General features: G+C 36.2%; 10 protein-coding genes. 4 read left to right on the top strand and 6 right to left on the bottom strand.

Going from position 1 to position 12,568, the window contains the following annotated elements; all coding sequences use genetic code 11:
* Positions 1 to 273 precede the first annotated feature (273 nt).
* On the top strand, positions 274 to 630 hold the full coding sequence (locus V7S50_RS28275; RefSeq protein WP_063221699.1) for a YgzB family protein: 357 nt from the start codon (positions 274 to 276) through the stop codon (positions 628 to 630).
* Positions 631 to 853: 223 nt separating this feature from the next.
* Here the strand turns inward: V7S50_RS28275 and perR are convergent, their stop codons facing one another.
* From perR to V7S50_RS28245, 6 genes are all read right to left on the bottom strand, one after another.
* Complete coding sequence (perR, locus tag V7S50_RS28270) at positions 854 to 1,282, bottom strand: peroxide-responsive transcriptional repressor PerR (protein WP_000237831.1); 429 nt, start codon at positions 1,280 to 1,282, stop codon at positions 854 to 856.
* 298 nt (positions 1,283 to 1,580) lie between these two features.
* Positions 1,581 to 2,036 (bottom strand): thioredoxin-dependent thiol peroxidase, encoded by a 456-nt coding sequence (gene bcp, locus V7S50_RS28265; protein ID WP_242256159.1) that lies wholly within the window; start codon positions 2,034 to 2,036, stop codon positions 1,581 to 1,583.
* A 44-nt stretch (positions 2,037 to 2,080) separates the two neighbouring features.
* The gene (locus tag V7S50_RS28260) at positions 2,081 to 2,485 is read right to left on the bottom strand and encodes a potassium channel family protein (RefSeq protein ID WP_000964350.1); all 405 of its coding nucleotides are present in this window, start codon (positions 2,483 to 2,485) and stop codon (positions 2,081 to 2,083) included.
* Between the two features lie 72 nt (positions 2,486 to 2,557).
* A complete protein-coding gene (locus tag V7S50_RS28255) occupies positions 2,558 to 3,343 on the bottom strand; it encodes an ABC transporter permease (RefSeq protein WP_063221697.1) in 786 nt (261 codons plus the stop codon).
* A 4-nt stretch (positions 3,344 to 3,347) separates the two neighbouring features.
* A complete protein-coding gene (locus tag V7S50_RS28250; RefSeq protein WP_000521517.1) occupies positions 3,348 to 4,139 on the bottom strand; it encodes an ABC transporter permease in 792 nt (263 codons plus the stop codon).
* Positions 4,132 to 5,145, bottom strand: a complete 1,014-nt coding sequence (locus V7S50_RS28245) for an ABC transporter ATP-binding protein (RefSeq protein ID WP_063221696.1) — start codon at positions 5,143 to 5,145, stop codon at positions 4,132 to 4,134. Before V7S50_RS28245 ends, V7S50_RS28250 begins: the two co-directional genes overlap by 8 nt.
* A 127-nt stretch (positions 5,146 to 5,272) precedes the next feature.
* Between V7S50_RS28245 and hemL the strand changes: the two genes are divergently transcribed.
* The 3 genes from hemL (at position 5,273) to V7S50_RS28230 (ending at position 12,555) form a co-directional block, all read left to right on the top strand.
* Positions 5,273 to 6,571: a glutamate-1-semialdehyde-2,1-aminomutase gene (gene hemL, locus V7S50_RS28240; RefSeq protein ID WP_242256161.1), complete on the top strand. Its 1,299-nt coding sequence runs from the start codon at positions 5,273 to 5,275 to the stop codon at positions 6,569 to 6,571.
* A gap of 199 nt (positions 6,572 to 6,770) precedes the next feature.
* Entirely contained in the window at positions 6,771 to 11,207 is a 4,437-nt protein-coding gene (locus tag V7S50_RS28235; RefSeq protein ID WP_242256163.1) for a glutamate synthase-related protein, read from the top strand.
* A 259-nt stretch (positions 11,208 to 11,466) separates the two neighbouring features.
* Positions 11,467 to 12,555 (top strand): aromatic acid exporter family protein, encoded by a 1,089-nt coding sequence (locus V7S50_RS28230; protein ID WP_063221693.1) that lies wholly within the window; start codon positions 11,467 to 11,469, stop codon positions 12,553 to 12,555.
* The last annotated feature ends 13 nt before the right edge of the window (positions 12,556 to 12,568 follow it).

Genomic DNA, 12,568 nt, shown 5'->3' with positions numbered 1-12,568 from the left:
TCAACTAAGTTTTTCAATTTCTTTTTTGTCGTTTTCTGCGTTTCCGCATCAGCGACGGTTATTAATATATCATGCAGTACATACAGGGTCAATACTTTTTACAAAAAAATTTCACATCCCGTTAAAACTTTAAAAACATGTTCTAAAAATTATTATAGCCTCCCTTCATTCTTCATCACACTTAGCATTTCATATCTTATCACTTTACACGCTTCTTAACGAGTGAAAATTCTAAATTTTATGTTATATTATTGTTATAGGAGTGTGGTGAGAATGGGCATTAAATATTCGAACAAAATCAATAAAATCCGAACCTTCGCATTAAGTTTAGTATTCATCGGTCTCTTCATTGCATACTTAGGTGTCTTTTTCCGCGAAAACATTATTATTATGACAACATTTATGATGGTTGGCTTTTTAGCTGTTATCGCTAGTACTGTCGTTTACTTTTGGATTGGTATGTTATCTACTAAGACTATCCAAATTATTTGTCCCAGCTGCGATAAGCCAACAAAAATGCTCGGTCGTGTCGACGCATGCATGCATTGCAATCAACCTTTAACAATGGATCGGAATCTAGAAGGAAAAGAATTTGATGAGAAATACAATAAGAAAAGCTATAAATCATAGGTATATATGGGTACAGCGAGGAAAATACAGCCTTACAAAACTAAAGAAGTTTCAACTCATTAAAAAGGTGATTTCTTAACCAAGAAATCACCTTTTAGATTTGTCCTTAATTAAGTTAGGTTCTTCACTTCACATTTTAAATCCTTCTGAACCTAACGTAATTCCCATATATAATAAAGAAAGAGGCTGACGTAAAGCCGTCAGCCTCTTTCTTTATTATATATTACGCCTTATGACACTCTGGACAAACGCCATAAATTTCTAAGCGATGACTATTAATAACGAAGCCTGTCGTTTTTGCAGCTTCCTCTTCAAGTTGTTCCAAACCTCCATAAGGAAAATCAACAATCTTACCACATTTTTCACAAATCACATGATAATGTTGACTTGTAACATAATCAAATCTACTTGAAGCGTCTCCATAAGTTAATTCTTTTACAAGTCCAACCTCTTTAAATACACGTAAGTTATTATAGACAGTTGCAACACTCATATTTGGAAACTTACCTTCTAATGCTTTATAAATGTCATCCGCTGTTGGGTGCGTCATTGATTCCACAAGGTACTCTAAAATAGCATGACGCTGTGGAGTAATGCGTACACCCGTATTTTTCAGCATTTCTAGCGCTTCTTTTAATTCTTCTTTGACCACCGTCATGCACCCCGATTCTATACGGATTATTATTTTATAATTCTTATAAAGAGTGTACTCCTTTTCTTATAAATCGTCAATATTTCTACTATAAGTATGTGGTTTATTTTTGTATATAGCCTTATTCTTATGTATCTTTCCCCATTTTTTATACAATTACATAGAAAAAAAGTGCGACATAATCGCACTTGGAATACTATCATCTGAGGAGGTATGCCCTACACTTCACTTTATGTAAGACAATAAAATATGTATAGACACTCGCCTTACTTCTATATATTTTATCTCCACAATGGATTTATTTTATATAAGAAAGAACATCTTCAATATGTCCCTTCACTTTCACTTTACGCCACTCTTTTACAAGCTCACCGGCTTTATTAATAAGGAATGTAGAGCGCTCAATTCCCATGTACTCTTTCCCAAAGTTCTTTTTCAATTTCCAAACATCGTATAATTCTGCTACTTTATGATCCTCGTCTACTAAAAGTGTAAATGGAAGTTCATGCTTCTCAATGAATTTCAAATGTCTATTTGCCGGATCCGGACTCACTCCAAGAATAACCGTGTCCTTCTCTTGAAATAATCCATAAGCATCACGGAAATCACACGCTTCAGTTGTACACCCTGGAGTCATATCTTTCGGATAAAAATATAGAACTACATTTTTCCCACGAAAATCAGCTAAGCGAACTTGTTCCCCGTTACTTCCCTCTAATGTAAATTCCGGTGCCATTTCTCCTACTGTAACCATTGTTATCACTCCTATTCTTTTCTTTTACTATAACAAATGCTATCTTATTTTTCATTGTCTATTACAGACCTCATCACGAAAGCAAACGGTAATGTATATCCAATTAGCGCTTCTCCAATTGCAATCCACCGCCCAATTCCAATCGGAGATATATCACCATATCCAACAGACAATAAAGTAACTGCGCTAAAATATAAACAAATTTCAACGAGTTGAAAAGAGTGAGCGTTCAAACTTTCTCCATCCTCTTTCAAAACTGCAAAACCCATTTCTTCTAATACAACATAACTTAATCCAAACGCAATTAGTACAGTTGTATAAATCAAAAATAATGTGGCTAGATTATACAGCGAAAAAAAACGCGTTGAATCTGAATAGGAACTCCATAACAATTGGACACTTCTCAAAATAGCAATTGCTGCAATTAATAGAATAAATCCCCATAACATGTCCTCCACCTCATTTTATATGTATGAGAAAGCCATTGGATTTATCCCTTAGAAACAAACAAGCTTCTATAATTAATTCCCAGCACCACGGTACCTTTTTACCCCTTGATTCCAAAGAGTGATTGCAATCGTAAAACAGATAACACCAACGAGTGGTGTTGCAAATGCATAGCTATTCCACTCTGTTTTCCTTAAAAAGTATGCTGCTGGATACACTCCGACAAACGCAAATGGTAAAACAAATGTTAAAATGAAGCGAATCACACGATTATAAATATTAACCGGATAGCGACCATAGTTACCTATGTTATACATTAGCGGCATAATTGAACTTTTCGCATCCGACCAAAAACCAAGGCTTGCAAGCGTAACAAATATCCCTCCATATACAAGTGCGCCTCCTCCTACCATTAGTAAGAATAAGAAGAAATCATACCAGTAAAAAGATAATTGTAACTCCACTGCTGCATATCCCATTACAATCATTCCTGTAATGGCCCCAATTAAAGACTCAAGTTCCATTCTTTCTAATATAATTTGAAACAAGCTATGAATCGGTCTCGTTAATATACGATCCATTTCTCCTTTAATAATGTAACGATCATTAAAGTCCCATATGTTAAAAAAGGCTGAGAAAATGGCAAACGGCACTAAAAAGAAACCATAAATAAAGATTACTTCTTCTCTATTCCAGCCTTTTAATGCTTGTGTATGCCCAAACACAACAAGAATAAAGATTAAATTAACAGCCTGTAGTGATAAATCAGAAAGTAATCCAACGATAAAATCGCCCCGATACTCCAATTTTGTTTTTATATATTGGCTTGCATATTGCAAAAATAGTTTTATATATATCATCTCATCATCCCCCTTGTACAATTAGACGTTTTCTCGCCGTTCTCCACATGAGTACAATTGGAATAATAAGTACAATTGCCCAAATTACTTGGAATAATAATGCCTCATACAATTTACTTCCTTGTATACCTTCTGAAAAAATCATACTCGGAATATAACTAATGGCCTGAAACGGTAAAAACATCATTGCCTTTTGGGCCCATAACGGATAAAAACTAATTGGTAATAATAGACCTGAAAATAAATCAATAACAACACGTTTTGCATACATAATTCCACTATTATTAAATAGGAAGAACGTGAGCATTCCCGTCATTAAATTAATTTGTGTATTAATAATAAAACTAAATATTAAAGATAAGAAGAAATATAGCCATGTTTGAAAATTCGTTGTAATTTGCAATGAAAATAATAAGGTAACGATAACCATACCCGGGATTGAAAAGAATGCAAAACGAAATATTCCTTCACCAAGACCTTGCATAACTTTCATTCCTAAATAGTTATATGGACGAATTAGTTCTACCGCTACACGTCCTTCTTGAATCTCCATCGCAATTTCCCTATCTATATTATTAAAATAAAAGGCACGTGCCATCCACGCAATTGCGATATACGTAGTCATTTGCGAAATAGATAAACTTTCAATGTTCTCTTTTCCGCTATAAATTGCCTGCCATAAAAAATAATACGCACCGATATTAATCGTATAAATTAGAATCCCGCTATAATAGTTTGTGCGATACGCAAGCATCATTAAAAAGCGAATTCGAATCATCTCAATGTACTTACCCATGTTTAATACCTTCTTCATAAATGTTACGAATAATTTCCTCTGTAGACACTTCATTAATTTTTAAATCTTTAATTTGAAAAGCTTGTACTACTTTAGAAATAAGCATTGAAATAATAACTTCTTCATTCGGGATTTTTGCAACCCACGTGTTTTCCTCTTTCGCTTTCGACCAAACGACATGACTATCTGGCATAACCATTGATAAATCCTGATAGGAAACTGGTGCAATAAACTGAAAATGTATTTCTTTCTCTGCTCCCCACTGCGTACGAAGATTATTTAAAGAACCGTCATACATAATATTTCCTTCATCTAGCATGATAACGCGCTCACATAATGCTTCAATATCAGTAATATCATGGGTTGTTAATAAAATTGTTGTTTTATAACGTTCATTCATTTCTTTTAAAAATTCACGTATTTTCAATTTCACAAGTACATCTAGCCCAATTGTTGGTTCATCTAAAAATAATAACGGTGGATTATGAATTAATGCTGCCGCTAATTCACAACGCATTCTTTGACCTAGAGATAACTTTCGAACTGGCTTGTCTAATAAGGGACCAATATCTAACGTTTCAATTACGTGCTCCATATGTTCTTTATACTGAGCGTCTGATACACCGTACACTTTTTTTAATAAACGAAACGATTCTTGTACAGCAATATCCCACCAAAGTTGCGAGCGTTGACCGAAAACAACACCAATTGTTCTTGCAAATTCTTCTCTCTGCTTATGTGGATTCATCCCATTTACTAAAATCTCTCCTGATGTCGGAGTCAAAATCCCCGTAAGCATTTTAATTGTTGTTGATTTACCAGCACCATTCTCACCGATATAACCAACCATCTCACCTTGTTTTACAGTAAAGGATACATCATTTACTGCTGGTACTATTTTATAATTACGATTTAATAAATCGCGAAATGCACCCTTTAAACCCGGACGACTTGAATAGGCTGTAAATTCTTTACGTAACCCTTGTACCTCAATTACCGATTTCATAATCGGACCCCCTTCCTAAATGTCACAACGAATAGTTTACCCAACTGCCTTCTCTATCACAAACAATACGTCTTTTCGAAAAACATGTTAGAATAATACATAGATTTTTGTAAGGAGATGAATTGTAGTGAAATTCACAAAGTCAGAAGCATTACATAAAGAAGCTTTAGAACATATCGTTGGCGGTGTTAATAGTCCTTCTCGTTCTTTTAAAGCGGTTGGCGGCGGCGCTCCTGTTGCTATGGAACGTGGAAAAGGTGCTTATTTCTGGGATGTAGACGGAAATAAATACATCGATTATTTAGCAGCATACGGTCCTATTATTACTGGACATGCTCACCCGCACATCACAAAAGCAATTACAACAGCTGCTGAAAACGGGGTACTTTACGGAACACCAACAGCACTAGAAGTAAAATTTGCAAAAATGTTAAAAGAAGCAATGCCTGCTTTAGATAAAGTCCGCTTCGTAAACTCTGGTACTGAAGCTGTAATGACAACAATCCGTGTTGCTCGTGCTTATACAGGCCGCACAAAAATTATGAAATTTGCTGGTTGTTACCACGGTCATTCTGATTTAGTACTTGTAGCAGCTGGATCTGGTCCTTCTACACTAGGAACTCCTGACTCAGCCGGTGTACCACAAAGTATCGCTCAAGAAGTTATTACCGTTCCATTTAATAATGTAGAAACTTTAAAAGAAGCATTAGATAAATGGGGACATGAAGTAGCAGCTATTCTTGTAGAACCGATTGTTGGAAACTTCGGTATTGTAGAGCCAAAACCTGGCTTCCTTGAGAAGGTGAATGAACTTGTTCACGAAGCTGGTGCACTAGTAATTTACGATGAAGTTATTACTGCTTTCCGCTTTATGTACGGTGGTGCTCAAGATTTACTTGGCGTAACACCAGACTTAACAGCGCTTGGTAAAGTTATCGGTGGCGGACTTCCAATCGGTGCTTACGGTGGTAAGCAAGAAATTATGGAACAAGTTGCTCCACTTGGACCTGCATATCAAGCTGGTACAATGGCAGGAAATCCTGCTTCTATGGCATCTGGTATTGCTTGTCTAGAAGTTCTTCAACAAGAAGGACTTTATGAGAAATTAGATGAACTTGGTGCCATTCTTGAAAAAGGAATTTTAGAGCAAGCTACAAAACATAATATCGATATTACATTAAACCGTCTAAAAGGTGCTTTAACTGTATACTTCACAACAAATACAATTGAAGATTACGATGCAGCACAAGATACAGACGGGGAAATGTTCGGTAAATTCTTCAAGCTAATGCTCCAAGAAGGCGTTAACTTAGCACCTTCTAAATACGAGGCATGGTTCTTAACAACAGAACATACAAAAGAAGATATTGAATATACAATCGAAGCTGTAGGCCGAGCATTCGCTGCTTTAGCGGATAATAAATAATCCCGTCATTAAAAGGAAAAAAGAAAGCACATCTTTCTTTTTTCCTTTTTTCTATTTCATAAATCCCTCATTAATAGTATAATTATTCATAATTATCTGTTTTATTTTTCTTTTATATCCTTACTATCCTTGTATATAAGGCTGCTCAGGCCTTTAATAGTAAGATTATTCTAACTTTAATAAGAGGGGGGATTGACGGATGCTCAATAAAACAAATACATGGACACCGTCTTTATTTCGAGATTATAAAAATGCAGAACATGATGCGTGTGGAATCGTTTCCGTTATGGAGAAACGAAAAATTCCTACAAAAGAAAATATTGACCTTTGTATACAATCACTAGTCAAAATGAATCATCGAGCTGGTTTCATTAATGGTGAAGGAGATGGTATCGGCATTCACATTGATGTCCCAAAAGCACTTTGGAATGAGAAGCTGAAAAATAACGGATACAATCCAACGATTGTGGATCATCCCCACTTTATCGTTGGACATTTTTTTCTAAACAAAAAAGAGAATACCGTTAATCTAAAAAATCATATTCGCACACAACTAAACAACGAAAACCTTGCAATCCTTTTCGAAAGTGACGATGTAATAAATTCCGATGCACTCGGTCCACTCGGTAAACAAGAAGAACCTTTATTTTGGCAAGTTGCTCTTATCGCAGAAAATGAAGTTAAAAATATTGAGCAAACATTATTTTCTGTCACAATGAAAATAGAGGAAAACGAAGCAATTCATGTTGCTTCCTTAAGTCGTGACCATGTTGTATATAAAGTTCTAGGTGCTGGGGATACACTTGTTGCCTATTACAATGATTTACAACACCCACTTATCGCTTCAACTATGACATTAGGACATAATCGCTATTCTACTAATACATTATCTAATTTTTTTCGTGTACAACCATTTAGCGTTCTCGGACATAATGGTGAAATTAACACAATTGCAAAATTACGCGATCAAGCTGAAATGATTCATGTTCCCCTTACTGCTGGGGGCAGTGACTCCCAAGATTTAAACCGCACCTTAGAAACTCTACTTGTTCAATACGACTACAGTTTATTTGAAGCAATGGATATACTATTCCCACCAATTATTAATGAAATTAAACTTTATGAACCGCATTTACAAGATTTATATACGTATATACGTGAAGCATGGGGCCATTTTGCACAAGGTCCAGCTGGCATTATTTCACGTTACAAAGATGAAGCTGTTTTCAGCGTTGATTCCCTTGGACTGCGACCAGTATGGAAAGTGGAAACAGAAAGCTCTTATATTTTCTCTTCTGAACCTGGAGTTGTATCACCAACTGAATATGTAGCAGAACCAAAACCACTCGCTCCTGGAGAAAAGGTCGGCCTAAAGTGGAACGAACAAGATGAGCTTGTACTCTACGAATACGATGACTACCAAACTCAAGTATATAACCATTTAAAAAAACGAGTGGATGTTACCGACTATCATTTGAATTTATCTATCCCTGAAACGAAAGAAATCCAAGGTTTATGTGATTCTATGCAAGTTGAAACGAAGCAATATGTTGCTTTTGGATGGGATCGAGAACATATTCAACTTCTTGAACAGATGGCAACAAAAGGAGTTGAGCCAATTCGCTCACTTGGGCATGACTCACCACTTGCCGCACTCGATACTGATAGACGAAATATCGCTGACTTCATTAAAGAAAGTGTAGCCGTTGTTACAAATCCAGCGATTGATCGTGATCGAGAGGTCGAACACTTCTCTACTCGAACAATACTTGGAGAGCGCCCAAGTTTATTAAGCGGTGCTAAACAGCCATTTTTAGTTGAGATGCTTTCCCCAATTATTTTAGAGGGAAGTGTAGCACAGTCTATTACAGAGGAATTACAGACAATTACGTATGAACAACTTATACAGCTATTCAATACTCATAGCTCTATCGCTACAATCTCTGCTACATTCGCTCCTACCGAAACTTTACAATGCGCCTTAAATCGAATTGGTTCTGAAGCGATAACAGCGGTGAACGATGGAGCTTCCCTATTATTAATAGACGATGCCAATGCCCATCTAAATGGACGGTTATGGATTGATCCGCATTTAGTTACCGCTAAAGTACATCAAATATTAAGCGAAAATAAATTACGCCGAAACTGCTCTCTCGTAATACGTTCTGGTGCCCTTCGCTCCCTACACGATATCGTCACACTGTATGGATTAGGAGCAGATAGTATTAATCCATATTTATTATTTGCAACCGTAAATGACGGGACAAAAACACCCATTACGAATTTATATCATGCACTTAATAAAGGACTGGAAAAAGTCATTTCAACAATTGGAATTCATGAATTACGTGGTTACGGTCGCCTCTATTCTTCTATCGGATTACATGAGGAAATCGCAAATATATTACAAATCACGAATTTCTTCGGTTCAAATAATTTAGCTTTCTCGCTTGAGTCACTTGCTGAAGATGCACAAATGAGAGCGAATGATTATAACGATCCTAAAGTTAGAATACGAAAATCTTTTCATATATTCCCGCGAATTTGGAAAGCAATCGGCGATGTTGCAAAAGGAAATTCTTATGATGATTACCGTGACAAGTTAAGTGAATTAGAAGAAAATAACCCAATCGCAATTAGACACCTTATTCAAACGAAACAAACAAAACATATCATTCCAACTGAAGAAGTGTCCGTCGGCATTCAAAATCATGATTTACCATTTATTATTAGTTCCATGTCATTTGGCTCTCAAAATGAAATTGCCTTTCGTGCATATGCAGAAGCGGCCGACCAGCTAAATATGATTAGCTTGAACGGTGAAGGCGGCGAAATTAAAGATATGATTGGAAAATATCCACATACACGTGGACAACAAATTGCATCTGGGCGATTTGGCGTAAACGCCGAACTACTAAATTCATCAAACTTAATTGAAATAAAAATTGGGCAAGGCGCAAAGCCTGGTGAAGGTGGACATTTGCCAGGTTCAAAAGTAACAGCCAAAATTGCTGAAGCACGTAATGCGACAATTGGCTCTGATTTAATTTCACCTTCTAACAACCATGATATTTATTCCATTGAAGATTTAGCTCAAATGATTACAGAAATTAAAACGGCTAATCAACTTGCAAAGGTAGCTGTAAAAGTCCCTGTCGTTCCTAACATCGGAACAATTGCTGTCGGTATTGCAAAAGCTGGTGCTGATTTTATTAACATTAGCGGATTTGATGGTGGTACAGGTGCTGCACGTATTCACGCATTGCAACATGTAGGTCTTCCTGTAGAAATTGGTGTGAAAGCCGCTCACAATGCTTTATTAGAAGCAAATATGAGACATAAAGTAGAAATTTGGGCTGATGGCGGTATCCGAAGCGTTAATGATGCCTTGAAAATCATGCTCCTCGGAGCAAACCGCATTGGATTTGGTACATTATCTATGATTGCAATCGGCTGTACAACTTGCCGCGGGTGTCATCTAGATACTTGTCATGTTGGAATTGCAACACAAATTGAATCTGAAGCTCAGGCGAAAGAACACGGATTACGCCGCTTCGTCCCGCGCCAATTAGAAAGCGCCGTTGCTGGATTATTACATTTATTCACCACTTTTGGAATAGAACTAAAACGATTAACAGGAAATCTTGGTTATACAAATTTACAAGACATTGTCGGACGTTCCGATTTACTAGAACAAGTTCGAGGCGAAAATTTATTAAACTTATGTAATTTACTACAAACGATAGAACACCCAGCTGTTACAAAAACGGAACACATGCCGGAAAAACAATTTGAAACAGTTCATTCACCTCATTCAAAAGAACTAGTAGGCGTTGGTGTAGAGCAACGTGTTATGGGTGGTCTAGAATCTTGCTATCGCGTTCGTAGTAAATTATATGAAGACACGAAGCTTGAACCACTTACATTAAAGTATACGAATGGCTCTATTCCCGGAAATGGATTAGGTGCTTACAATAGTGAAAACTTATTTATACACGTAAATGGTGGTGCACAAGATGGTATTGGTAAAACCTCCTTTGGTGGTGGTATTTATATAACGAAAGCAAAAGGGAAAGACGACATATATTATAACGGCTCTGTCGGAAAAGGTTTTGGATACGGGGCACAAAAAGGAGCGTTATACGTTCAAGGTAACGCTGATGCTCGCGCTGGTATCCGCCTCTCTGGAGCAGACATGATAATTGGAGGGCGAATGACAAAGCCACTCCGCGAAAAAGAGCAAGGGAATATAGGATCATACTCTAATATTAAAGGTTTCGCTTTTGAATATATGACAAATGGGCGAGCGCTTGTTTTAGGGGATCCTGGCCCATGGATTTGTGCTGGTATGACTGGCGGTGTTGTTTATTTACGTCATGATTCAAGCTTAGGTTTAACAGAACAGGCCTTAAAAAGAAGAATCGCAAAAGGAGCAAATGTTACGTTACAACCAATTAGTAAAAATGGTGTGCAAGATGTGACTGAGTTATTGCTAGACTATATTCGTGTATTAAATGAGCATGAGCAATACGAGGAAGTTGCTTTATTAACACCGTTACTCGATGATATGCAGTACCAGTTTTTTGAAATTATCCCGAAAAAAGAGCAGGCTGACCCATCTATCTCAACAGAATGATATAGCTAACTTTCATTTTCAAGAATAAATTGACGAAGTACACTTCTCATAGTAATCTATAGTAACAATTTGAAACCTGCTGGCATTCAGCAGGTTTTTTTACTAAAAATTGATGTTTAAAAAGAATTAGGAAAAAGTATAAAATGAATCTCAATTTCTTATTAACGTCACTAAAATATCACTTGCTAACATATTGTAATGAATGTATAGTATCATGTTGTACATTCATTATGACAAGAGAAAGGATCTTATTAAGGGTATGAAACTTGGTGCTCGCATTTTAAAAACGGGTATTGCCATCACATTAGCTTTATTTGCTTGTATTTTACTTCACTTACCGAGTCCGGTATTTGCAGGAATCTCAGCTATATTCGCTGTTCAACCGTCTGTATACCGCTCGTATTTAACTGCTCTTGAGCAAATTCAAGCAAACGTCATTGGCGCGGTATTCGCTATCGTATTTGCTACTGCTTTTGGACATAATCCTTTTATTATTGGATTAACATGTATATTAGTAATTGCGCTTACGTTACAATTACGATTAGAAAACACAATATCAATTGCTTTAGTAACAGTTATCGCCATTATGGAGTATCAGGGCGAAGATTTCTTTAGTTTTGCCTTACTTCGCTTTGCGACGATTATGATTGGAATTATTGCGGCCTCACTTGTAAATTTAGTGTTTATGCCGCCAAAATACGAAACAAAACTATATCATCGTATCGTTGATAATACAGAAGAAATTGTAAAATGGATTCGAATGAATAGCAGGCAAGCTTCTGATTTTACAACGCTAAAAACTGATATTGATCGTATGAAAGAAAAAATGATCAAACTAAACCATTACTATTTGCTGTATAAAGAAGAAAGAAGCTACACGAAAAAAGTACAGTTCGCAAAAATTCGTAAGCTCGTTTTATTCAGACAAATGTTAGCGACGACAAGCCGTGCTTTAAGTACGTTAAAATCATTACATCGTACTGAAAACGAACTGCGCTATATGCCAGAAGAATTTCAGGAATCTATCCAAAACGAACTTGATTCATTAACGCATTATCATGAACAAGTTTTATTAAAATTTATTGGTAAAGCAAAAAAACAACAATCTGTTGAAATGCTGGATGAAGTTGAAACAGGTAAACAAGAATTAATTGATATCTTTATGGATTATCAAAACAAAGACGATGAAGAAGCGTATAAAACATGGCTACATCTCTTCCCTCTTATTTCTGCCATTATTAACTATAGTGAAGAAGTAGAGCATTTAGATTTACTTGTGGATAGCTTCTACACATACCATAAACCAGAAGCAGAACTCAAAATCGACGATAAAAAAGAAGACGAATAAAAAACAGCTCCTT

The sequence above is a fragment of the Bacillus sp. CCNWLW194 genome (assembly GCF_037120585.1).
In the GTDB taxonomy this organism is placed as follows: domain Bacteria; phylum Bacillota; class Bacilli; order Bacillales; family Bacillaceae_G; genus Bacillus_A; species Bacillus_A basilensis.
The sequence above is the reverse complement of the archived record's forward strand: the minus strand, read 5'-3'. Positions and strand labels throughout refer to the sequence as shown.